At 71.8% G+C, this 22,315-nt stretch carries 16 protein-coding genes and 3 pseudogenes; 6 read left to right on the top strand and 13 right to left on the bottom strand.

Going from position 1 to position 22,315, the window contains the following annotated elements:
* The first annotated feature begins 247 nt into the window (after window positions 1–247).
* On the top strand, window positions 248–3,010 hold the full coding sequence (locus V4Y03_RS33585; protein ID WP_443079920.1) for an ATP-binding protein: 2,763 nt from the start codon (window positions 248–250) through the stop codon (window positions 3,008–3,010).
* 18 nt (window positions 3,011–3,028) lie between these two features.
* Here V4Y03_RS33585 and V4Y03_RS33580 read toward each other — a convergent pair whose 3' ends face one another.
* Together V4Y03_RS33580 and V4Y03_RS33575 are read right to left on the bottom strand one after the other, a co-directional pair.
* Window positions 3,029–3,676 carry a hydrolase gene (locus tag V4Y03_RS33580; RefSeq protein WP_332437717.1) on the bottom strand — a complete coding sequence of 216 codons (648 nt, stop codon included), beginning with the start codon at window positions 3,674–3,676 and terminating at the stop codon, window positions 3,029–3,031.
* 181 nt (window positions 3,677–3,857) lie between these two features.
* A pseudogene (locus V4Y03_RS33575) lies at window positions 3,858–3,941 on the bottom strand (RidA family protein); the annotation flags it as partial.
* A 124-nt stretch (window positions 3,942–4,065) separates the two neighbouring features.
* Here V4Y03_RS33575 and V4Y03_RS34050 point away from each other — a divergent pair.
* The 4 genes and pseudogenes from V4Y03_RS34050 to V4Y03_RS33555 all read left to right on the top strand — a co-directional run.
* Window positions 4,066–4,205, top strand: a pseudogene (locus V4Y03_RS34050) (IS5/IS1182 family transposase); the annotation flags it as partial.
* Window positions 4,206–4,304: 99 nt separating this feature from the next.
* Entirely contained in the window at window positions 4,305–5,816 is a 1,512-nt protein-coding gene (locus V4Y03_RS33565) for an oxidoreductase (protein WP_332437716.1), read from the top strand.
* A pseudogene (locus V4Y03_RS33560) lies at window positions 5,813–6,037 on the top strand (IS5/IS1182 family transposase); the annotation flags it as partial. The gene V4Y03_RS33565 and the pseudogene V4Y03_RS33560, both read left to right, overlap by 4 nt.
* 444 nt (window positions 6,038–6,481) lie before the next feature.
* Entirely contained in the window at window positions 6,482–7,141 is a 660-nt protein-coding gene (locus V4Y03_RS33555) for a pentapeptide repeat-containing protein (protein WP_332437715.1), read from the top strand.
* A 438-nt stretch (window positions 7,142–7,579) separates the two neighbouring features.
* Here V4Y03_RS33555 and V4Y03_RS33550 read toward each other — a convergent pair whose 3' ends face one another.
* From V4Y03_RS33550 to V4Y03_RS33540, 3 genes are all read right to left on the bottom strand, one after another.
* Entirely contained in the window at window positions 7,580–9,052 is a 1,473-nt protein-coding gene (locus tag V4Y03_RS33550) for an oxygenase MpaB family protein (RefSeq protein ID WP_332437714.1), read from the bottom strand.
* Window positions 9,049–9,759 (bottom strand): polyprenyl diphosphate synthase, encoded by a 711-nt coding sequence (uppS, locus tag V4Y03_RS33545; protein ID WP_332437784.1) that lies wholly within the window; start codon window positions 9,757–9,759, stop codon window positions 9,049–9,051. The genes V4Y03_RS33550 and uppS overlap by 4 nt, the downstream gene beginning before the upstream one ends.
* Window positions 9,760–10,297: 538 nt before the next feature.
* On the bottom strand, window positions 10,298–11,149 hold the full coding sequence (locus tag V4Y03_RS33540; protein ID WP_332437713.1) for a S1 family peptidase: 852 nt from the start codon (window positions 11,147–11,149) through the stop codon (window positions 10,298–10,300).
* Between the two features lie 146 nt (window positions 11,150–11,295).
* On the opposite strand from V4Y03_RS33540, the gene V4Y03_RS33535 reads away from it, so the two are divergent.
* Complete coding sequence (locus V4Y03_RS33535) at window positions 11,296–11,472, top strand: hypothetical protein (protein WP_332437712.1); 177 nt, start codon at window positions 11,296–11,298, stop codon at window positions 11,470–11,472.
* Between the two features lie 69 nt (window positions 11,473–11,541).
* On the opposite strand, the gene V4Y03_RS33530 is transcribed toward V4Y03_RS33535, so the two are convergent.
* The 8 genes from V4Y03_RS33530 to V4Y03_RS33495 all read right to left on the bottom strand — a co-directional run bounded on the left by V4Y03_RS33530 (window position 11,542) and on the right by V4Y03_RS33495 (window position 22,258).
* Window positions 11,542–12,939, bottom strand: a complete 1,398-nt coding sequence (locus V4Y03_RS33530) for an APC family permease (RefSeq protein ID WP_332437711.1) — start codon at window positions 12,937–12,939, stop codon at window positions 11,542–11,544.
* Window positions 12,940–13,264: 325 nt separating this feature from the next.
* Window positions 13,265–14,119: an ABC transporter permease gene (locus tag V4Y03_RS33525; RefSeq protein ID WP_332437710.1), complete on the bottom strand. Its 855-nt coding sequence runs from the start codon at window positions 14,117–14,119 to the stop codon at window positions 13,265–13,267.
* Window positions 14,116–15,204 (bottom strand): ABC transporter ATP-binding protein, encoded by a 1,089-nt coding sequence (locus V4Y03_RS33520; RefSeq protein ID WP_332437709.1) that lies wholly within the window; start codon window positions 15,202–15,204, stop codon window positions 14,116–14,118. Before V4Y03_RS33520 ends, V4Y03_RS33525 begins: the two co-directional genes overlap by 4 nt.
* A 114-nt stretch (window positions 15,205–15,318) precedes the next feature.
* Window positions 15,319–15,474: a VenA family class IV lanthipeptide gene (locus V4Y03_RS33515; protein WP_165962041.1), complete on the bottom strand. Its 156-nt coding sequence runs from the start codon at window positions 15,472–15,474 to the stop codon at window positions 15,319–15,321.
* Window positions 15,475–15,523: 49 nt separating this feature from the next.
* A complete protein-coding gene (gene lanL, locus V4Y03_RS33510) occupies window positions 15,524–18,244 on the bottom strand; it encodes a class IV lanthionine synthetase LanL (protein ID WP_332437708.1) in 2,721 nt (906 codons plus the stop codon).
* Window positions 18,245–18,424: 180 nt separating this feature from the next.
* On the bottom strand, window positions 18,425–19,879 hold the full coding sequence (locus V4Y03_RS33505) for a carboxylesterase/lipase family protein (protein WP_332437707.1): 1,455 nt from the start codon (window positions 19,877–19,879) through the stop codon (window positions 18,425–18,427).
* Complete coding sequence (locus tag V4Y03_RS33500) at window positions 19,876–20,901, bottom strand: alpha/beta fold hydrolase (RefSeq protein ID WP_332437706.1); 1,026 nt, start codon at window positions 20,899–20,901, stop codon at window positions 19,876–19,878. The genes V4Y03_RS33505 and V4Y03_RS33500 overlap by 4 nt, the downstream gene beginning before the upstream one ends.
* A gap of 10 nt (window positions 20,902–20,911) precedes the next feature.
* The gene (locus V4Y03_RS33495; RefSeq protein ID WP_332437705.1) at window positions 20,912–22,258 is read right to left on the bottom strand and encodes an esterase/lipase family protein; all 1,347 of its coding nucleotides are present in this window, start codon (window positions 22,256–22,258) and stop codon (window positions 20,912–20,914) included.
* Window positions 22,259–22,315: the final 57 nt, after the last annotated feature.

Here is a 22,315-nt window from a genome sequence, read left to right as displayed (position 1 = left end):
CTCGATGCGAATCTCACCGAGTGCCGGCTCGCGCCGCATCCGGGCAATCGAGAGGAAGTCTCATGGCCAAACTCGCACGGGGGTCACGCGTTCGCGTCGGCAGAACCCGCCCAGACGGCCGGCTCGGCAGCACACCCGCGAGTTCTGGCGTCCGGGGCGACAGGGCCTGCGTGCCGTCGCCGGTCCCCTCTCGTGTGGCACCGCCGGTCGGCGTCGGTGCGGGCATGGGACGGGCCCTTTGACGCGGATCCGGGGAGCGGGTCCGGGAGGCGAACGACCCGCGCTCATCGGCCGACGGAGCGAGTCGGATGCCGTCGACCGGCTGATCGACGGCATCCGGTCCCGGCGTGGCGGCGCACTTGTCGTACGGGGAGAGGCGGGGATCGGGAAGACGGCGCTGATCGACGATGCCCTGGCGGCACCGGGCCTGAAGGTGCTGCGTGCCGGCGGCGCCGAGTTCGAGTCGGAGCTCGCCTTCGCCGCACTCCACCAGCTCTGCGGGCCCGCCCTGCACTGGCAGGAGCGCTTACCGGCGCCGCAGCGCGAGGCTCTCGACGCGGCGTTCGGGCGGATCGGGGACGGGACGCCCAACCGCTTCCATGTGGGCCTGGCGGTGCTCAACCTCCTCTCCGAGGCCGCGGCCGAACAGCCCGTCCTCTGCGTCGTCGACGACGCGCACTGGCTCGACCAGGCGTCGGCCCAGGCCCTGGCCTTCGTCGCGCGCCGGCTCCAGGCCGAGCCCGTGGGGCTGCTCCTCGCCGAGCGCGATGCGAGCGAACGCCACGAACAGGCGGGCCTCCCCGAACTGGCGTGTCTCCCCGAGGTGAGGCTGCGCGGCCTGGCGGACGACGACGCCCGCCGTCTTCTCACCTCGCGCATCCATGTGCCTCTCGACGCCGCTGTACGCGACCGCATACTTGCCGAGGCGCGCGGAAATCCGCTGGCCCTGCTCGAACTGCCCCACGGCGCGGACCTCGCGGGCGGATTCGCACTGCCGGCCGCTTCCCCCGCCTCCAGCAGGGTGGAAGCGAGCTACCGGGCCAGACTGGCCGAACTCCCCGCTGGGGCAAGGACACTGCTGCTGATCGCGGCGGCCGAGCCGACCGGATGTCCGATCCTCCTCGGCGCGGCTGCCGAGCGACTGGGCGTCTCCGACGAGGCGGCGACGCTCGTCGAGGAGTCCGGGCTGTTGGCCATCGGCGGGCGGGTGCGGTTCCGCCACCCGCTGGTGCGGTCGGCCGTCTACCGGTCCGCCGCGCTCGACGACCGCCGTGCGGCCCACCGCGCCCTCGCCGAGGCCGTCGCGGACACGGAGCCGGACCGCAAGGCGTGGCACTCCTCTCAGGCCGCGCGCAAGCCGGACGAGGACGTCGCCGCGGCGCTGGAGCGGTCGGCGCAGCGGGCCCGGGTCCGTGGTGGCGTCGCCGCGGCCGCGGCCTTCCTGGAGAAGGCCGTCCATCTGACCCCGGATCCCGCTCGACGCTCCGTACGAGCCGTCGGGGCCGCGCGCGCCAAGCGGGACAGTGGCGGTGCCGAATCGGCGCTGTCCCTGCTGTCCATGGCGGAAGCCGGACCGCTCGACGACCTCCAGAGGGCCACCGTGGCCACGCTGCGCGCACGGATGGCGTTCGACAGGAACCGTGACGATGCCGCTGTCGAGAAACTGCTCGGAGCGGCGCGGCTCATGGCACCGCTCGACACCTTCGCGGCCCGCGAGACGTTCCTCGAGGCCTTCGCCGCAGCGGTGTTCGTCGGCCGGTTCGCGCCCGCCGACCGCATGCGGGACATCGCCGAGACCGCCTGTGCCCTCAATCCCACCCCGCCCGGGCCGAGGCCGCTCGACCTGCTGCTCGACGGGCTGACCGCCCAGGTCAGGCACGGGTACGTGGCAGCCGTGCCCGACCTGCGGCGGGCCGTGGACGTCTACCGGGGCGGTGCGGGCGCCGATGCGTACGACGTGGGCCAGCTATGGGCGGCCTGCGGTCCCGCGATGGACCTGTGGGACGACGCGGCTTGGCGGGAGCTGGCCACCCGCCAGCTTGAGCTGGTGCGCGGCGCGGGCATGCTCGCCGAACTGCCCGTAGCCCTGAGCTACCGGGCCCTCGCCCACGTCCACGCCGGCGAGTTCACCGACGCCGACGCACTGGTCGACGAGGCGCACGCGATCGCGGCGGAAGTGGGCACCCCGCCCATGCTTCACGTCGACGTCACCGTCGCCGCGTGGCGCGGCGACGAGGAACGCACCACCAGGCTCGGCGACATCGCCACCCGCGACGCCGAAGCACGCGGCGAAGGACGGCTCCTCAGCGCGACGGAGTACGCCCGGACAGTACTGCTCAACGGTCTGGGCCGTTACGACGCCGCCCTGGCGACGTGCCTTGCGGCCGGCGAACTGGACGAGATCAGCTTCTACGCCTGGATGCCCGTGGAGTTCATCGAGGCGGCGGCCCACGCGGGGCGCCCCGATCTCGCGGAGCCCGTGATGAGGCACCTGTCCGAGCGCACTGCCGCCAGCGGATCGGCGTGGGCGCTCGGGACCGAACTGCGCTCGCGGGCCCTGCTCACCGAGGGGCCGGCCGCGGAGAAGCTGTACCGGGAGGCGATCGAACGTCTCGTCCGCAGTGAGGGCGCTCCGCACCTCGCGCGTGCTCGGCTGCTGTACGGCGAGTGGCTGCGCCGCGAGGGCCGGCGCACCGAGGCGCGCCTGGAGCTCCAGGCGGCGTACGAGCAGCTGTCCGCGCTCGGGGCGGCCGCGTTCGCCGCGCGGGCCGCCAGGGAGCTTTCCGCGACCGGCGCCCGAGCGCGGAAGCGGGTCGGTGAGGCGCCCACCCGCCTCACCGCGCAGGAGTTCCAGATCGCGCGGCTGGTCGCCACGGGCGCGACGTCCAAGGAGGTGGGCACGCAGCTGTTCCTGAGCCCGCGCACCATCGACGCCCACCTGCGGAACATCTTCCGCAAGCTCGGTGTCACCTCGCGCCGACAGCTGCGGGACCTGCCGCTCACGACCTGACGGCACGAGCGCGGTGCGTCATTTCCGGCCGAGGAGCTGAAGCTCCCAGGCCAGGCTGGTGCCGAAGCTGCCGCCGTGGTCGAACATGATCTGGCTGATGCCGGGGACGGTGGCTTCGCGCGCCCAGTCGCGCTGCCACTCCGAGACGACGGTGCCGGCGGTCGTCGGGATGACGCCGGCCTGGATCATGCGCTGGACTCCGCGCTCGTGCGCCTCGACCGTCGTCGCGCCGGACGCGTCGGTCACCGCGTAGACGCGGTAGCCGTCGGCCAGCGCGTGGATCGCGGGGAAGGCGAGGCAGATGTCCGTCCACAGGCCGGCTATGACGAGGTCCTTGCGGCCGGTTGCGGTGACGGCGTCGACGACCCGCTGGTCCTCCCAGGTGTTGATCGTCGTGCGGTCGATCGGCTTCTGGTCCGGGAAGACGTCCTGGATCTGCCGGATGATCCGCCCGCCGCGGTCCTCGACGACCGTGCTGAGGATCGTTGGCACCTCGAACAGCTTGGCGCCCTTCGCCAGCGCGGTCACGTTGTTGACCACGAGGTTGGGGTCCATGCTGTGCATCCCCGCGAACTGCGCGCCCTGGTGGTCGATCAACAGGAGTACCGACCTCTCGGGCGTGAGCAGTGCGTCCAGGCCGGTGTAGGTGACGCCGTTGGCTGCCATGTGTGAGTCTCCGGTCTCGCTGGTTCCCGAGGGGCCGATCGGCCCCTCGCCCAACCGAAGTTCCCACCGCGGAGCGCCGCCTCGCGTCGGCGACGGCTACCTAGTCGCGCTTACGTAGAACCCTGCCCTGCCGTCCCGGAGGCGAAGGGACAGCGCGTGTGCCCCGGTTCGGAGCCGCTGCTCAGCCGATGACGGCGGTGGCCTCCACCTCGACCAGGTGCTCGGGTACGTCGAGGGCCGCTACGCCTATCAGCGTGCCGGTTGCCTTAGAACCCCTAACAGAATGATCTTCGAGACGTTGTTGCCGAGCGTGGAGCGCCGGACCCTGGCGCCGCCTGGCTGAGTGGACCGAGGCCGACGTCCAGCCCCGGGGGCTCTCGGCGTGAAACCCGGTGATCGCCAGGCGGGGTACGGAGCACGGCTCCGGACTGGGTACCAGGCGCTGGGTTGTCGAGCGTGCGTTCGCCTACCTGCACTGGTTCCGCCGCCTTCGGACCGATGGGAGATACCTGACGACATCCATGAAGCCGTTTCCCGCCCTTGGACGCGCCCTCATCTGCTGGCGACGCCTGAAGTCATCAGATGCGGTGTTCCAGGCACTGGGCGAGGAGGTCACTACTCTGCACGAGTGCTGTCATATAGCGAGTTGACCCCGCCGGAGCGCGCGTTGTGGGATGCCTTTCCTGAGGGGCATCGAGTTGATCTACGCACGGGCATGCCCGAGGCCGACGACCCCGCTGTGGGTGAAGAGTGGGGCCCCGAACGCACTGTCCGCGCAGCCGTCGTGGCGACGCTGCTGCTCGGCGGGAACCACGATCGGTCTGGCGCCGTCGCCGCCCTCCGGCTCGCCGGGGCACGTATCACCGGCCGTCTCGACCTGTCAGGAACGGAGATCTGCCACACGTTCTCACTTGAGGGCTGCCGACTGGACGAGGCAGTGAACGTGCATGGCGCCACGACCCGGACGATTGCGATCACGGACAGCTGGGTCCCCGGGATCGACGCTGAGCTCGCCCGAATCGGGGGCGATCTGGACCTGAGACGGCCGGCCCTCGAAGGCGGCCCTCTCATACTCGCCAACGCTCATGTGGCCGGAAATCTGCTGCTCACAGATGCCAGAATCTCCGGTCCTGGAGAGTGGGCGGTGCTCGCGGGCAGCCTGATCCTGGAAGGCGGCGTCTTCGGCGAACGGCTCACGACACGAGGTGGGCTACGACTGCCCGGCGCGCACATACCCAGCGGCCTGTTTCTGCAAGCCGCACGGCTAGAGAACGCCGGAGGCGTCGCACTTGCCGCAGGCGGCGTGGTCGCCTCGACCGTGGACTGCTCCCAAGGGTTTACCGCACAAGGAGAGGTACGGCTGCGAAGGGCCCGTATAGAAGGTCTGCTGACCTTCGACGGGGCCTGTCTGAACGGGGGCAGCATCGCCCTGGACTGCATCGCGATGCAAGTGGCGGACTTCGACTTCAGGGCCGCCGCACCGCTCTCAGGATCGGTTGATCTCCGGTTCGCGCAGGCCGCCTGGTTCCAGGACAGCGAGCAGAGCTGGCCGGAGAAGGTGCTGCTGGACGGGTTCAGATACGGCTCCATCCGATTCGGAGACGCGTCATCCGCAGAAGGCGACGGCGGAACGCTCGCGAGGGACGACGTTGCACGTCGCCTGGCGTGGATCCGTCGAAATCCCGGCTATTCCCCTCAGCCGTACGAAGAACTTGCGGGCTGGTACCGACAGATCGGCCACGACGACGACGCCCGGCGCGTGCTCCTGATCAAACAGCGTCACCGGCGCCTCACCTTGTCTCCGCCGGCACGCGGTTGGGGGCACCTGCTCGATGTGACCGTAGGCTACGGCTACCGACCATGGCTGGCAGGCGTGTGGCTTCTGATACTGACCCTGCTGGGCACCCTGGCCTTCCGTACGCAGTCTCCGACGCCGGTGAAGCAGGGCGAAGGCGCCCCGTTCCAGCCTCTCGTCTACACACTTGACCTCTTGATCCCCATTGGGGGGCTAGGGCAGCGCACGGGGTGGTACTGGTCGAATGACCTTCTCCAATGGTTGGCCTACTCGCTGATCGCCTTCGGCTGGATGCTGACGACAGCCGTCATCGCGGGTGTCACCCGCACCCTGCAGAAGAACTAGCCGAACGGCTCGACCAGCAGAGACATCGGAGGAACCGAGGTTCACGAGGAGGTCGGCCTACCGGTTTCGACAGCGAGCGCTACAAGAAGCGCAACACCGTCGAACGCACCATCAACCGCCTCAAGGGCTTTCGGGCCGTCGCGACCCGCTACGAGAAACGCGCTTACATCTACCTCGGCACCGCCACACTCGCAGCACTCATGATCTGGCTCCGCACGTGATCCGAGAATCAGGACCTAGCCGCCGAGCTTGTCCAGGACGGCCCGCGCGCGATCTTCGTAGCGGGACAATCGGGCCTGAGGCGCAAAATGAATCTCAGGGAAGTCCGGGGGCCGGCGGACGTTCGCCCCCCGGACTGCCACCCTGGTGAACCAACCGGCTTGTGGAGCAGGTGCGTTGCCTCCGTGTGCGGGATGCAGGACGGCGCTGCCGTGTTTTCGGGGGCGGCAGGAGTCATCACGCCACAGCAGTGATTCATCCCGTATGCGACGTTTGGGTTTTTGTGGAGTCGGTGAGCGCGCGGTCCTGTACCGCGATTCCCGCCTGCGACGCGATTAGGCGGAACCCGCGGGCCCGGGTCAGCATGAAGACATCCCCCTGCACCCCAGGCGGCCCCTGACCGGGCCGCTTCAGGCGTGACCTGAACCTGCCCCGGAAGGACTCCGATGCGCGTACCCGCCCCCCACGACCTGCCCGCCCTGCCCTATGCACATCGCCTCGAACCGTTCACCGGGGACCTGGAGCGGGAGGAGGTCTACGAGTGGCTCCACATCGACGACCGCGCCTTCGACGACGTCGACGGCGGCATGACCCGCTTCAGCGAGTCGGCCCTGTCCTCGGTGACCTTCACCGGCGGCCGGTTCCGGCGCGCACGCTTCGACACCGTATGGATGCACAACATCCGCACCGTGGGCAGTGACCTCGCGGAGAGCACCTGGCTGGACACCGAATGCCTCTCCAGCCTCCTGGCCGGCACCCAGCTCCACGGAACCCAGATGCGCCGCGCCGTCTTCCACCACTGCAAGTTCGACTCGGTCAACCTGCGTGCGGCCCAGCTGGCGAACGTCACCTTCGTCGACTGCCTGCTGCGCGACGTCGACTTCGCAGGCGCGACCCTGACCGGCGTCTCTTTCCCAGGAACGACGCTCGACGGAGTCGACCTCACCAAAGCCACCCTCACCCGAGTCGACCTGAGCGAGGCGACCGCACTGGGCATCAACTCCGGCGTGGCAGCCCTCAAGGGTGCCACCATCAGCACTCCCCAGCTGCTCGACCTCGCCCCGGCCCTGGCCCAGCACATCGGCCTCACCGTCAAGGACGCCTGACCCCACAGCCTCATGCCCCCGAGCCCGTTGTGCGGCTCATTCCGTTCGGGAGTGTGAGATCGAGCGGGGGCAGGGGGGCCAGCAGTGGTCGCGCGGGGGCGCTTGTTGAGGAGGAGACCGGCGATGAAGACGAGTCCGCCTATGACCGCTGCCGGCCGGGGGCGGTCGCCGAGCCAGATGCCGGAAGTGCCCAGTGTGGCGACGGGAACGAGGTAAAGGGCCGCGGTGGCGGTGGTGATGCTGAGCCGCGCGACGGCGTACCCCCATCCGGGCCTCATGCGTGCACCTGCGCTTCAAGCCGTGTCGATCGGTGCTGGTGGATCCGTCTCGGAGTCAGGGAAGCGCGGCGGCAAGCTTGTGGCTGGGCTACTCCTGCCGTACGAGGACCTGCTCTACCGGCCAAGCGGGGCACCTGCCCGGTGATCCAAGCGAAGCGCGTCAGGCATCGGCGAGGAGGGGGTCGTACGGGGTGCTGGTGCGGCGGCCCGACATGAAGGAGAGGAAGTCGCCCACGAAGGCGCTCCGGCTGTAGGCGCCGCCGGTCGCGGTGAGGTCGCGGTGGAAGGCGGTGCGGAAGAGGGTCCGGTACTCGTCCGCGTCGACGGTCCCGCTGCCGTCCTTGTCGGTGGCGTCGAAGAGGACCTCGGCGACGCGGATGAGCGCGGGTCCGGCGAGGGAGGGGACGGAGGCGGCGTACTCCTCGATGCTGACGCGGCCGTCACCGTCCGTGTCGAGGGCGGCCTGGAGCTCGCGCCACCAGGCGGCGAAGGCGTCGTAGAGCCGGGTCTCCTCGGGTTCGTCCAGGTCGAGGCGGGTGGAAAGTTCGCGGGCCATGGCGGCGAGGTCAGGCCAGTCGAGGTAGCCGTCGCCGGTCTGGTCCAGCACCTGGCGGAAGAACTCCTCCGCCGAGCGTCGGCCCTCGCCCGTGGCCGCGGAAGGTACCGGGCCGGGGTCAGGGTCGGTGTCGCCGCCCAGCGGCGTCAGGAGGCGGAGCAGGGCCGATGCCCGCTTCATCCGGGCGCGCAGGGCGGTCACGGTCCGGGCGCGGGGGTCGTCGCTGCCGGGCCGGAGCGACAGGACTTCGATGATGCTCTCGGCGTTGATCCAGCCCCCGGGCAGGAAACGGGCGAGCCCGGCGGCCAGGTAGGCGCCCTGCATCAGGGTCGGGGCGCCGGGCATCTCCGGCAGGCCGGCCCGGCGCCGGTACGCCTCGGGGAGCGAGGCGACGGTGATCGCGCCGAGGAGCGGACCGGCGACGGTCCGGCCGGCCGCCCACAGCGTCGGCGCGCCGTCGAGCAGGGCCGGGGCGGGCAGGTGGTCGAAGAGCCGGTAGAGGATGACACGGGCTGCCTCGGTGTTCTCCAGTTCGTTCTCGACGACCCGGTCGAAGTACCGCCAGAACTCGTGGAGGTCCTCGGGGAGCTCCGAGGCGTCGCCGTCGAGCGCGGCGAGGAACGAGCGGTACTCGGCGTACATGCGTTCCATGGTGTCCTGGTCGAGTGGCTGGCCGCTCAGCCGGCACATGGTGACGCCGCTCTCGAAGAGGGTGGCGATCACCCAGGCGCGGGTCGAGCGGTCCATGGCGTCGTAGGCGCGACCGCGGGAGTCGGAGCCGCTCATGCGGGTGTGCAGCCGGTTGAGCCGCGCGGCCTCCCGTTCGCGTACCGCGGGGTCGGCGTCGAACATGCGCCGCATGCTGAGGAAGGTGTTGCGGAGCCGGCGCCAGGGGTGGGCGATGAAGGTGGAGTTGTCGACGAGGGCGGCGCCGATCTGCGGGTGAGCGGCCTCCAGAACGGTGGCGCGGATCATGGCCAGCGCCCAGCGCGGGTCGTCGAAGAGGGCATGGAACTGTGATTCCGGGCCGGACAGGTTTGCCTCGTCAGGCGCTGTTTGCGTGGTTCCGGTCGTCATGATGGTTCTCCGTTGGTCTGGGGCGGCACGCCGCCGAAGCGGCGGTCGCGGCGCCGGTAGGCGTGCAGGCAGGCGAGGAAGTCGGGGGCCCGGAAGTCCGGCCAGAGCGCCTCGGGGAAGACCCACTCGGCGTAGGCGACCTGCCAGAGCATGAAGTTGGAAATGCGCTGCTCACCGGAGGTGCGGATGACGAGGTCCACGTCGGGGGTGTCGGGGAACGGCAGGTGGTCCGCGAAGAGCCGCTCGGTCACCTCGTCGGCGGGCGTCCCGCTGCGGATCAGCGACCGTGCGGCCTCGACGATGTCCCGGCGCCCGCCGTGGTCGAACGCGACGGTCAGCGTCATCCCCCGGTTGTCGTCCGTCAGCGTCGTCAGGTCGTCGAAGTCCCGGGCCAGTTCACGGGGGATGCGGAAGTCGGAGACCCCGAGGAAACGGCAGCGGATGCCGCGGGCGAGGAGCAGCGGCGCGTGCTTGCGCACGACCCGGCGGACCAGACGCATCAGGTAGTCGACCTCGGTGCCCGGACGGTTCCAGTTCTCGGTGGAGAAGGCGTACAGGCTGAGCCACTCCACGCCGGCCGTCCGCGCGGCTTCGATGATGTCGATGACGGTGGCCTCCGCCGCCCGATGGCCCGCCGTACGGGGAAGCGAACGCCGCTGCGCCCAACGGCCGTTGCCGTCCATCACACAGGCCACGTGCCGCGGCACCGCACACGCCGGCCCGTCGCCCCGACGCTCCTCGCCCGGCCCTTCGACCCACCGCTCCCGGCCCAGCTGGTCGCCCTGCCGCTGCCCGCCGGGCTCCTCACCGTGCTGTCGCCCGCCCAGCCGGCCCTCCGTCACCGCGCGTGCGCGCGGAACGCTGTGGTCCGTCCCGCCCGGCCCCGCCCCGTCCGGAGCGGCCCGACCAGTCATACCGCGCTCGGTCACGCCCACCCGTCTCGCCGCCCCTGCCTTGCCCACGCCCCACCGGCGCGTTCTCTCCCGCGAGTCTGACGATGTGAAAGGGGCCTGGCCGGCGGAATCGGGTGGCTGTCACCCTTGGGGCTTACGTCCGATGCGGCACCGGGGATTCCTGCACGTGGGCGATGTCCGGAGGGACAGGCGATCTGGCATGTCCGGCCTGTATCCGCGGGACCCGCATGTGGATGTTCGGCTGAGGCCGGAGAGCGGTGACGCGTTCGCCCGCCCGGTCTCCGAGTGACCGGGCGGGCGGTGCCGTGACGCGCGGTACGGCGTTACCGCGTTACGGCTTCGGCAGGGTGCAGCCCGGGCGGTTCAGGTCGATCACGTTGCCCGCGCCGACGCACGGGACGATCGTGTACGTCTCCTGGGCGTAGTTGATGCCCTGGCGGACGGTCACGGCGCCGTTCTCGTCGATCTCGCACGGGTTGTTCACGGTGCAGCTCTCACCGCTCTCGTTGCCCGTGTTGTTGACGGCGACGACCTTGCCGGTGGTCGTGTCGATGACCGGCGAGCCGGAGGTGCCGCCGATGGTGTTGCAGGAGGAGGTGTAGCGGACCGAGTCCTTCCAGGTCCAGTCGCCCTCCTTCATGCGGTAGACGAAGCCGTCGACGTTGCAGCTGTAGATCCGCTTCCAGTACCCGGACACCACCTTGATCGACGAACCCTGCGTCGGGCGGACGTCGTTGAGGGTGAGGGCGCCTATGCCGTACAGGCTCTGGATCTGCTCGTAGGTCTTGGTCACCTGGTAGATCGAGATGTCCGTGTCGGTCATCGTGCCGTACGCGATCTTGCTGGCGCGCAGCGTCGCGACTTTGGTGCCGGCCGAGTTGAGCAGCGAGAACGAGCGGGTGGAGCGCACGTCCTTGACGACCTCGCCGGCCCCCGGCATGCCGGTCTCCAGACAGTGCCCGTTGGAGAGGACGAGCGCGGGGTCGTTCGGCTGGGAGCTCGGCATGCGGACGAGCGAGCCGGAGCAGTTGCTGAGCGCGACCGTGCCGGCGAAGTCGACGGCGACGGCCGCCGTGGCCCGGTCCTTGGCCGCGGGAGCCTGCGGCGCGGCCGCCATGGCCGGGGCCGCGGTCGCTCCGGTCAGGAACAGCGCGAGCAGGGCGCCGACGAGAGGCTTCTTCATGTGGGGGTTCCCCTCTGATGACATGCAACCGAAGATCCTCCGGTTGTCATGTGCATTCTTGGAAGCTCGGCACCAACCCACAAGAGGGCGTACGGAAATGAGTCACCATCACCTCAGCCCCGTCCGTCAGACGACTCATCGATGCGGTGGCGGAATTCACGGTCGGCCTCCTGCTCTCCTGTGAACCCCAGCGCGTGCGGCTGATGACGGCCGCGCACCAGCGGCCCGTCCCGCGCGCCCCCGCTCAGCCCGCTGTCGTCGCCGGCACCCTCACCGCCACCCTGGGTCGCTTCGGCCGGCGAGGCGGCCCGTCCGAGCCATGAGGCCGGACCGGTTGACGCCGAAGGCCGGGGCGGCTGGTGCCGTCCCGGCCTTCGGGGACCTCGGGGAGGTCAGAGCTGCTCGTCCTCCGGGATGCTGACCAGCCAGCGGGTGTCCCGCCGGGGGCGCAGGTACAGGGCCCAGTAGAGGGTGGCGGCGGCCGTGATGCCGCCGGTCCATACCAGGTACTTGGTGTCCTGCATGTACAGGACGTACGCGAGGACGCCGATGAGCAGGAGCGGCACGGCCGGCCACAGCGGCATGCGCCAGGCCGCGATCTCGCGGTGCGCGCCCCGGCGGCTGAACAGGGCGGCCACCGCGACCAGCAGGTACATGCCGGTGACGGAGACGCCGGTGACGCCGTACAGGGTGTCGAGGTTCACGAAGCACAGGGCCGCGCCCGGCACGCCGACGGCCAGGGTGGCCACCCACGGGGAGCCGAAGCGGCCGAGCCGGGACAGGGCGTTGTTGACGGGCTCCGGCCAGGCCTTGTCGCGGGCGGAGGCGAACAGGACGCGGGAGTTCTGGATGACCATGACGATGCCTGCGTTGATGATCGCCAGGGCGACGCAGAGACTGATGAAGGTACCGACGGCCGAGTTGGACCACGCGGCGATCATGCCGCTGATGTCTCCGCCGGTGAGGGTCTCCAGGTCGCCGGCGCCGAGGGTGATCGCGACGACGGGCACCAGGATCACGGCGGTGGAGATGGCGAGCGTGGCGAGCACGGTGCGGGCCACCGTGCGGCGCGGGTTCTCCAGCTCCTCGGAGAGGTAGACGGCCGTCGAGAAGCCCTGGGTGACGAAGAGGGCGATGGCGAGGCCGGACACGACCATGGCGCCGGTGACGAGCGAGTGTCCGCCGCCGGCGGACGCGACCTGGCCGTGGACGAGGGCGCCGACGCCCCGCTGGGAGTGGGAGAAGCCGAGGATCGCGACGATGCCGGCGGCGACGACCTCCAGGACGAGGAAGATGCCGGTGATCCAGGCGTTGGCCCGCAGGTCGAGCAGACCGGCGAGGGTGGCGAGGACCATGACGCCGGCGCCGGCCAGCGGGGCCGGGATGTGCACGAGCGGCGCGAGGTAGTCGGCGGTCCCCATGGCGATCACCGGTGGCACGATCATCACGACCAGCAGGGACAGTACGAAGACCAGCCAGCCGGCCAGGCGGCCCGCGAGGGTGGAGACGATGGCGTACTCGCCGCCCGCGCTCGGGATCAGGGTGCCGAGCTCGGAGTAGCAGAACGCCACGCCGATACAGAGCTGAGAGCCGATGGCGATGGTCAGGGCCGCGTACGTGCCGACGCCGTCGAACAGGTCCGGGACGACCACGAAGAGGGTCGAGGCGGGTGTCACGCACGACAGCGTGAGCAGGGTGCCGCCCACGACACCGATGGAGCGCTTGAGTTTCTGCGGCACGGGGCCGGTCTGGGGGGCCAACGCGTGCGGTGCGCTGAGGGTGTCCGTCATCAGGCGGTTCCGATCGGTGCGAGCGGTGTATCTGAACGGGAGCGGTATCGCCTCCGAGGCGTCCGGTGTCAGTGGGGTCCGTGGCTCCCGGCCTGAATGGAAGCTCGGGCGGAACCGCAGGTCAATGCCCCTCCCGCTGCGGAATCCGTCGTTCCAGGATGCCGGAACGAGGCCCGAGGGCGCTAGGAACGCGATAAGACGCCGTAAACACTCCGTGCGGGAACCGCAGCGGTCCGACCAGGACTTTTCCCGCGCTTTACCCCCGCACGCCCGCGCGGCCCGCCGGTCGGGCGGGCCGCGCGGGCGTGCGGGGAGAGGGTGCTGGTCACTCCGGACGGCTGAAGCGGCGGGCGGCCCACAGCAGGGTCAGGCCTCCGACGGCGAGGAGCAGCCCGGCCTCCAGGAGCAGCGGGGGCTGCCGACCCGCCCATTCGATGCCGCCGACGGCCGCCTGGTCCGGGACCCGCAGGGCGATGCAGCGCCGCAGCAGGTCCACCCCGTACGCGAGCGGATTGACGGTCGCCAGGCCGCGGGCCCAGCCCGGCATGGACTCCAGCGGGAAGAAGGCGCCGGAGAGGAACAGCAGGGGCATCATCAGCAGGCTGAGGAGCGTGTGGAACAGCTCGGGGCTGCGCAGCGTCACCGACAGCGCCAGGGTCATGCTGGTGAGGGCGAACGAGGCCAGGAGCATGCCGCCGAGGAGCAGCAGCAGGAGCGCCGGGTCGTACGGCAGGCCGACCGCGCCGGCCAGGCTGAGCAGGACGGCGCCCTGCACCGCGGCGACGAGGGTGCCGCCGGCGCAGCTGCCCAGGAGCAGGGTGGAGCGGCTGACGGGGGCCATAAGGAGCTCACGCAGGTAGCCGCTCTGCCGGTCGGTGATCAGCCGGATCCCCACCATGATGGCCGGGGTCTGCACCGTCATCATGAGCACGCCGGGGAAGAGGTACGTCTGGTAGCCGGTGCCCAGTGAGGCGGCGGGGATGAGGGTGGCGAGCCCGCCGCCGAGCGCGAAGAGGTAGAGCACCGGCTGCAGCAGGACCAGCGCGGTGTGGGAGCGCTGGCAGGCCAGGCGCAGCAGATCGCGGTGGACCAGGGCGTGGATCGCCCGCAGTTCGTGACGCAGCCGGGGCGACCGCCCCCGCTCGGTGGCCTCGGGCGCCTGGAGGGTGAGGGCGGTCATCGGCCGCCTCCGATCGCGGCGGGGGCGGTGGTGATGCTGCGGCCGGTGTGGTGGAAGAAGACGTCGTCGAGCGTGGGCGGGGTGGCGGAGGCGGCGTGCACCGCGATGCCGTGCGCCTCCAGCGCCGCGCACAGGCGCGGGATCCACGCGCTGCCGTCGGGCACCCGCAGCCACGTGCCGTCGGCGTCCACCGTGACGGGGTGGTCCGGCGGCGCCGCCTGGGCGACGACCTTCCGCGCCCGCCCGTCGTCACTGGTGCGCAACACCACCCGGTCGTCTCCGATCTCCGCCTTGAGTCCGTGCGGCGTGCCCTGCGCGACCAGACGGCCCCCGTCGATGATCGCGATCCGGTCGCAGTTCTCCGCCTCCTCCAGGTAGTGGGTGGTGACGAAGAGGGTGCTGCCGAGCCGGTCGCGCAGGGCCCGCAGGTGCTCCCAGATCTCGGCGCGCGCGTGCGGGTCGAGCCCGGTCGTCGGCTCGTCCAGGAACAGCACGCTCGGGGAGTGCAGCAACTGGCGGGCGATCTCCAGGCGTCGCCGCATGCCGCCCGACAGGGCGCGTACGGGGAACCGCCGCCGGTCGGTCAGCCCGGCGGGTTCGAGCACCTCGGCGGTCCGCCTGCGCACGTCGCGGCGGGGCAGCCCGTACAGCCGGGCGTGGATGCGCAGGTTCTGCTCGACGGTCAGGTCCGGGTCGAGGGCACTGTGCTGGAACAGGATGCCGACCTGGCGCCGCACGTCGTGCGGCCGGGTGGCCACGTCGAAGCCGGCCACGGTGGCGTGACCGGAGGTGGGGCGGGCGAGGGCGCACAGCAGGGCGATGGTGGTGGACTTGCCCGCGCCGTTGGGGCCGAGGAAGGCGAAGGTCTCGCCCCGGCGCACGTCGAGGTCGAGGCCGCGGACCGCGTCGACGGTGGTCCCGTCCGGGCCCGGGTAGCTCTTCACCAGACCGCGCGTGCTGATCGCGTATCCGGGGTCGGGGTCGGGGCCGGGGTCGTGCGGAGACTCCCCCGGGCGGGGGCCGGTGACCTCGGCGGTCAGGAGGGCGGCTGCGGCGAGTGCGTCGTCACCTGCGGATGGCTGCATGGGTCTCGTCCTCGTCCTCTTCCTCGTCCTCTTCCGCGTCGTCCGCACGGAGCCGGAGCCCGCTCCGGCCGGCGGCTGCCTCGTGGCAACCACCGGCCGGGGGGTGCTTCGGTGTTACGCGCAGCTGATACCGATACAGATGGTGTTGAGGAGCGTCAGCAGGCCGACGCACGCGCACGTTCCGCTGAACGAGTCGCCGTCGACGCCGACCGGGTCGGTCTCCGGAAGGGCGTGCAGGTGGGCCAGCAGCTCGAGGTCCTGGTTCTCCATGACAATCTCCTTCTCTTGTGTGACACGTGGCGGCAGGGGCTCCTGCCGCTCAGACCGGTCGCTGAACCATCCAGTGCCGGGGCTGTGTGTGGCGGACCCTCAGGAGGAACGCCAGGATTCCCGCCGATCCGTCGCTCCAGCTCGTCGAGACGTCCCCGTACTCGTTGGGGAAGACGACGTGGCTGCCGCGGTGGGACCGTTCGGAGACGATGAGGCGGGCCAGCTCCTCGGCCCGCGCCCGGTGGGCGGGGTCGCCGGTGGCCTCGGCCATGTCGAGGAGGAAGTCGCCGTTGCCCGCCAGTCCATGGCATTGCGTGACGGCGGCGCGGGAGGCGCGCTCGACCACGGCTCGGGTGCCACCGACGGCGAGGTCACGGAACCGTTCGTCGCCGGTCGCCCGCCACAGCCGGACGAGGAACGAGCCGATGCCGGCGGAGCCGTGGCACCAGTACGGTGCCGTCGGTACGTCCGTGGCCTGGGCCGGCCACTGGGCCGCCTCGCCGACGGTGACGGCGTGCGTCACGAGGAGCTCGCCCGCCGCCAGGGCCAGTTCCCGGTGCTCCGGGTTCCTGGTGACGGCGGCGGCCTCCAAGAGGAAGCAGCCGATGCCGGCGGTGCCGTGGGCGAAGCCCAGGTAGCGCTTGCCGGCCTCCTCGACCACGGCCTCGGCGGGCACCGGCCAGCTCACCCCGGACGGCTCGCGCCGGGCCGCGGCGGCCAGCCGGTCGGCGGCATCGGCGACCCGCTCGGCGAAGCGTGGATCGCCGGTGCGGTGCCACAGGTGGGCAGCGGCCATTCCGCTGCCCGCCGAGCCATGGGTGATGTCGTGGCTGGGCGTCGACTCCTGCGGCGCGAGGGCCAGGGCCAGGGCGTGGTCGATGAGCGCCCGGTCGTCGACGGCGCGCCCGGCCTCGTACAGCGCCCAGGCCGTGCCGCGGCCGCCGAAGTGCAGGCCGGGCCGTGTGGAGCGGGTGTCGGTGCGGTCCGCGATCCAGCGGCCCGCGGTGGCGATCAGCTCCGGGAGGCGGGGGTCTTCGGTGAGCTCGAAGTAGCGTGTCAGGACGGACAGCACACCGGCCGCGCCCTGCTGCACGATGCAGGCGTCGGTCTCCCCGGCCTTGACGGACACGGGCCACAGCCGCAGGTCGTCGTCGGGTGTCATGGAGTCGACGAGGTGCTCCACGATGCCGGCCACGGCGACGTCGACCGGGTCGGTGCCGGTGTCCGTGTCGGTGGCTTCGGTGCCCGTCGGGCCGCTGCGAGCCGCGGCCGTACGACCAGTCTCGCCACGTCCCCTCTCGGTGCCACTCCTCGTACCGCTCTCCCGGAGCGCGTCCCGCGCCCGGGCCGGGTCCCAGCGCGCGGCGGGGTCGTCCTTCATCAGTCCGAGGATCATCGTGCGCAGGCCGTCGGGCAGCTCCAGGGGGGCGGCGCAGGCGTCCAGCCACTCACCGAGCCGGTCCTCCGCGGGCCGGGTGGCGGGCTTCTCCTCCAGCAGGGCCGGTACCTTGCCGGTCAGGACGAAGCACAGCGTCGCGCCGAGGCTGTAGTAGTCGCCGGTCGGGGAGACGGGCGCGTCCACCAGGCGCTCGGGGGGACTGAAGCCGGGCGTGCCGACGCGGGTCGGGAGGGCGGCGTCGTCGGCGAGGACGGCGAGCTCCAGGTCGATGAGGCGCAGTGCGCCGTCGGGGCGGACCATCACGTTGGCGGGGGTGAAGTCGCGCAGCACGCAGCCTCGGGCGTGGGCCGCCTCGACGAGGTCCACCAGGCGTCCGGCCTGGGCCAGCGCGTCGGTGCGGTAGCGTGCGGCGCCGGTGTCGCGGAAGTGCTCGGCGACCCAGTTGCGCAGGGGGATCCCCGGCACTTCCTCCTGGGCCAGGAACAGGTGTCCGCCGTGCTCGAACATCGCGAGCGGCTCCGGTGCGAGCCCCGTGCCCTTGAGCTTCTCCAGGGTCCGGGCCTCGGTGCGCAGCCAGTCGCGGACGTCGTTGCCGGAGGCGTCGGCCTCCACGTGGGGCCGGGTCTCCTTGATGACGACGGGGGCGCCGGTCCCGACGTCGGTGCCTCGGTAGACGCCACCCTTGTTGGTGTGCCGGATCGCCTCCCGCACCGAGAACCGGCCGCCGAGCACGACCGGGCGCCGCGGCGTCTCCGTCTTCGGCGGTGCGACGGGCACGGAGTCGGGGAAGGGGCTGACCGCCCACGCCGGCGGCGCGTACCGGCCGGTCCGCTTGTCCTCCACGGGGTTGCCGTCGGGGTCCTCGATGTACCAGACCATCAGCCCCTCGTCCGAGAGGCGCCGCCGCCCGACGAAGGCGCCGTAGCGGTAGTGCACCAGGCTGTTGGGGGCGTACGGCTGGTCGGACAGGATGCGGGGTCCCGCCATCCCCTCGGTCACCGCGTGGAGGTCCTGCGCGAGGCGGGCCGCGTCGGCGTCGGAGGCCGGGTAGACCGTGATGAACTTGCCCGAGCTTCCGCGGGGCGTGGCACGGGTGTTGAGGGCGCTCACCTGCTCCAGCGAGCGGGCGAACTTGAACGCCGAGCCGTCCTTGAGCAGGACGTCCAGGGCCTTCTCGAGCACCGCCGGGGCGGAGGCGGCCGTCGCCGACACGTGCAGCTTCCAGCCCTGGGCCGGCCCGGTCCCGGAGCGTGGCGCCACCCGGCACCAGCTCTCGTTCGACTCGGTGGCCCAGCGCTCGCCCGCCCCCTTGGCGCGGAGTGCGCCATGGAGCAGGGTTTCCAGCTCGGACTCGGTGACTTGGGTCGTCATGCCCATCCCTCTCAACGGGTGAGAACCGCTGGGAGGGAGCGTGCCCCGACGTCATAGTCCTATCAACACACGCGCCGCCGGATTCACTTGATTCGGCGAGCGCACGGGTCCGTTGTGCCACCTTGTTGCGCGACCGCGCAGAGAAGGCGTGCGGCGCGCGCATTGCGGGGCGCATTCATGTCAGCGCACGTCGTCCCACAGCCTCCGTTCGTGGGCTCGCGGATCACTGACCTGGGCGGGGCCCGGCATCGTGAAGTCCATCGCCGTACGGGTCGCGGGTTCGTACGACTGCCAGCCGGGGTCGCCCGTCTTCGCGAAGGAGACCCACGCCCCGTGCAGGGCGTCCGCGAGCGCCTGCGGCGGGTCGGCGCCGAGCAGGGGGGCGTAGGCCGGGTCCTGGAGGCGGTCGAAGACGAAGGGGAGTTCCAGGGCGTGGCAGGCGCCGAGCGCCCCGTCGAAGCGGGGGGAGCGCCAGGAGAACTCGTAGAGGTACGAGCCCGGGACCGCCTCGGCGAGCCGGACGGCCGGCATGCGGTAGAACCAGTCGGTGGCCACCGCGTCGAGGAGTTCGCCCGGCGTGGCGCCGGGCCGGGCGGCGGCGTAGACGGGGAGGGCCTCGGCCGGGTCGAGGCCGTAGGCCGCGGTGAGGGCGTCGAGGGTGGCGGCGGGGACGAGGTCCAGGCGCCCGGTCGGGACGAGGAAGAGGCGGTACTCCTCGCGGTTGCTGCCGATGAGCAGGTCGATCCCGCAGTCGGGTCCGGGGAGGGCGAGGCCGGGCGCCACCGGCTCGAACGGCATCATGTTGAGTGCCGCCTCGCCCCAGAGCGCCGGGTCGGGGCGCGCGTTCAGTTCGCCGCGCAACTCCGCCTGTGCGGGGAGGAGCTCGGGCAGCGGGACGGCGGCGAAGGCCTCCGGGGTCGGGTCGATGCCCAGCTTCGCCGCCAGCCGGGCCGTGACCAGCTCGGCGGAGGCCGGGCGCAGGAAGTGGTGGCAGGCGCCGGACTGCAGGATCGCCCTCCGGAACAGCCCCCGGGCCGCCGGGTCGGTCAGGAGCACGCCGATGCTCATGGCGCCGGCCGACTCGCCGAAGACGGTCACCCGTTCGGGGTCGCCGCCGAACGCGTCGATGTTCTCCTGGATCCAGCGCAGGGCGGCGATCTGGTCGAGCAGGCCGCGGTTGTCGGGGCGGCCGGGCAGGCGCAGGAAGCCGTCGGCGCCCAGCCGGTAGTTGAGGGTGACGCAGACGACGCCGTCGCGGGCGAAGGCGCCGCCGTCGTACGCGGACACCGAGCCCGCCCCGTTGGTGAACGCCCCGCCGTGCAGCCACACCATCACGGGCAGCCCGGCGCCCCGCTCCGGGTCCGGCGTCCAGATGTTGAGGTTGAGGCACTCCTCCCCCTCGGCGACGTCGTCCGGAATGAGGGCGTCGAACGGGGGCGCATAGGGGGCGTGCGGCGGCGTCGGGCCGTACGCCGTGGCGTCGCGGACGCCCGTCCAGGGCTCGGGCGGGGCCGGCGCGCGGAACCGCAGGTCGCCGAAGGGCGGGGCCGCGTACGGGATGCCGAGGAACGAGGTGACTCCGTCGGGCAGGGCGCGGCCGCGGACCGCGCCCTGCCGGGTGGTGCGTACGGTCATGCCGTCAGGACCTCGATCAGCGCCGCGCCGAACTCCTCGGGGCGTTCCAGGTGGACCGAGTGCCCCGCACCGGCGACGGCGACCTCCCGCACGTTCCCGCCCGCCGCCGCGTACCGGTCGAGGACGTGCCGCGTCTGCGCGACCATCGGCTGCGCCGGGGTCCCGTCCCACCCCGGTACGGCGCCGACCGCGCCGAGGTGCGCCAGGTCGAACATCGAGGCGTCGGCGACGATGACGTCGTCCTCACCGCGTATCCACAGGATCGGCGGCTTGGGGCCGATCAGGTGCAGGTCGTCGACGCGGAAGTGGGTCGGGGCGAGACAGTTGAGCACCCCGCGGGTGCCGGGCGAGATGCCGGGCCAGGCCTCGGACGGCTTGCTGTCACCCGGATAGTGGTCGTCGCCGGTGCGGGTGGTGAGCATGGCCTCGACATACGCGTCCTCGTGCGCGGGGCGCAGCGGCGGCTTGACGTAGCAGGTGGCGAGGACGGAGCGCGGGGAGAGCGGGGAGTCCTCGCCGCGGTCGCCCTCGGCGAGCAGGCGCACGAACTCGGGGTTGGCGGTGCCGCCGCCCGAACCGGCGCCATCGGCCGAGTTGAGGACACCGTCCACGCCGCGCGTGCCGCCGAAGCCGTACGGCGAGACCGGGCTGACCAGGGTCAGGGAGCGGACCGCGGCCGGGTGGTCGCGGAGGAACTGCATCACCACGCCGCCGCCCATGGACCAGCCGACCAGGTGCGCCCGGTCGACACCGAGTGCCTCCAGGAGCGCGGCGAGGTCGTCGGCGTAGTCCCGTACGCCCCGGGTGGCGTCGACGGGCAGCGGGTCGGTGCCGCCGAAGCCGCGCAGGTCGACGGCGATGGGGCGGTAGCGGTCCGGCAGCGTGGTCAGGGTGGTGTGCCAGAACGCGGAGGACGAGACGTTGCCGTGGACGAAGAGGACGACCTCGCCCTCGTCGCGGACGTCGGTGATCCGCTGGGTCAGCCGGGCGGTGGCGACGTGGCGGGTGCGGAGTGTGTTCATGTCGGGTCCTTCAGGACAGCCAGGTGGCGATCTGGGCGGCGGCCGAGCTGTTCCAGCCCAGCTCGAGGTGGTTGGCGCTCACGATGGTGGCCTTGCCGCCGACCGTGGGGATGCCGGTGGTGTCGAGCGCGCTGGCCGTGAAGACGACACCGTCGCTGGGGCCGCGGTTCTCGTTGAAGATGCCGACGATGTCGGCGGACCCGCCGGCCAGCAGGTACGTGGTGACGGCGGCGGGTACGCCGGCGCTGTGCAATGGCGCGATGAGCGACCCGGCGTCGATGGCGGCCTGGATGCCGCCGCCCGCGGTGTAGAAGCCCTGGCCGCCGTAGTAGGTCGTGTACCAGTCCTGGGCGGCGCCGTCGACTCCGTACGCACCGTCCCAGCGGGCCAGCATCTGCCGCTGGCCGGGATAGTTGTCCTGGCCGCCGGAGGGGGTGAACGAGAACTCCGGGTGGGCGGTGTACAGGCCATAGCAGGTCATGTGGGAGTGCGGGGAGGGTGCGTTGATCTTGCCGCCGCACTCGGGCCAGATGGAGAAGTCGTGGGCCCAGCCGTGGGCGTAGGGGTAGTCGTAGCCGCCGTTCGGACCGCCGACGGTGACGAGCCGGCGTACGTCACCGGCGTACGCGCGTCCCCAGCTCGGCTTCACGGACGACACGTACGCCCGGGTCGACATCTGGCCCTTGCTCCAGCCGACCAGGTCCACCTGGGCGACGCCCAGCCGGGCCTTGATGACGGCGACGGCGTCGCCGACGACCTGCGCCTGCATGAGGTTGTCGCCCTGCTTGTGCGCGAAGCCGACGGCGAAGACCCGGTGGCCGCGCGCGGACAGGTACTGCATGAGACCGGTGGACGGGCAGGTGAGGGCGCCGCAGCCGTAGCCCCCGGACTCGCCGGGGTTGGCCCAGGCGCGGTCCGCGGTGTCGTTCGCGCCGTGCACGAGGAGCACGGGCGTGGTGCGGCTGCCGGTGTCCCAGCCAGGGGCGGAGTAGAGCAGGAACTTGCCGGAGGAGGGCCGGGCGACGCCGCCGAAGTAGGTGACGCGCACCCCGTCCTGGTCACCGCGGCCGTCCGCCGGGAAGCCCTCGGTGCGGAATCCGGCGGTCGTGTCGGCGTAGCGCTCGACCTTGGTCCAGCCGTTGGTGACGGTCCCCGCTCCGTAGCTCGCTTCGAGGCTGAGGTACGAGGGCGGCGCGACGGTGGCGCCCACCGCCCGCGCACTGGCGGTGACACCCCTCTCCTGCCCGCTGGCAGTGGCGGGCGGCACCACGAGGGCCGCCGTGACGACCCCCGCCACCGCCATGATCCGAGCGGCCCGCGCCCGCCAGCCCCGCCCCCGGCTCCGTCTTCCGGCCATGTTCCGGCCTCTTCCCCACTCGTGCGCCCTCAGCGCGGCCGCCCGATACCGTCCCGG

Source organism: Streptomyces sp. P9-A4 (genome assembly GCF_036634195.1).
In the GTDB taxonomy this organism is placed as follows: domain Bacteria; phylum Actinomycetota; class Actinomycetes; order Streptomycetales; family Streptomycetaceae; genus Streptomyces.
The sequence above is the reverse complement of the archived record's forward strand: the minus strand, read 5'-3'. Positions and strand labels throughout refer to the sequence as shown.

Coding starts and splice junctions, on each gene's coding strand:
- lanL (WP_332437708.1), bottom strand. CDS start 18,244: ATGACGACCCAAGTCACCGAGTCCGAGCTGGAAACCCTGCTCCATGGC.
- V4Y03_RS33555 (WP_332437715.1), top strand. CDS start 6,482: ATGCGCGTACCCGCCCCCCACGACCTGCCCGCCCTGCCCTATGCACAT.
- V4Y03_RS33530 (WP_332437711.1), bottom strand. CDS start 12,939: ATGACGGACACCCTCAGCGCACCGCACGCGTTGGCCCCCCAGACCGGC.
- V4Y03_RS33500 (WP_332437706.1), bottom strand. CDS start 20,901: ATGAACACACTCCGCACCCGCCACGTCGCCACCGCCCGGCTGACCCAG.
- V4Y03_RS33580 (WP_332437717.1), bottom strand. CDS start 3,676: ATGGCAGCCAACGGCGTCACCTACACCGGCCTGGACGCACTGCTCACG.
- V4Y03_RS33495 (WP_332437705.1), bottom strand. CDS start 22,258: ATGGCCGGAAGACGGAGCCGGGGGCGGGGCTGGCGGGCGCGGGCCGCT.
- V4Y03_RS33515 (WP_165962041.1), bottom strand. CDS start 15,474: ATGGAGAACCAGGACCTCGAGCTGCTGGCCCACCTGCACGCCCTTCCG.
- V4Y03_RS33505 (WP_332437707.1), bottom strand. CDS start 19,879: ATGACCGTACGCACCACCCGGCAGGGCGCGGTCCGCGGCCGCGCCCTG.
- V4Y03_RS33540 (WP_332437713.1), bottom strand. CDS start 11,149: ATGAAGAAGCCTCTCGTCGGCGCCCTGCTCGCGCTGTTCCTGACCGGA.
- V4Y03_RS33525 (WP_332437710.1), bottom strand. CDS start 14,119: ATGACCGCCCTCACCCTCCAGGCGCCCGAGGCCACCGAGCGGGGGCGG.
- V4Y03_RS33550 (WP_332437714.1), bottom strand. CDS start 9,052: ATGACGACCGGAACCACGCAAACAGCGCCTGACGAGGCAAACCTGTCC.
- V4Y03_RS33520 (WP_332437709.1), bottom strand. CDS start 15,204: ATGCAGCCATCCGCAGGTGACGACGCACTCGCCGCAGCCGCCCTCCTG.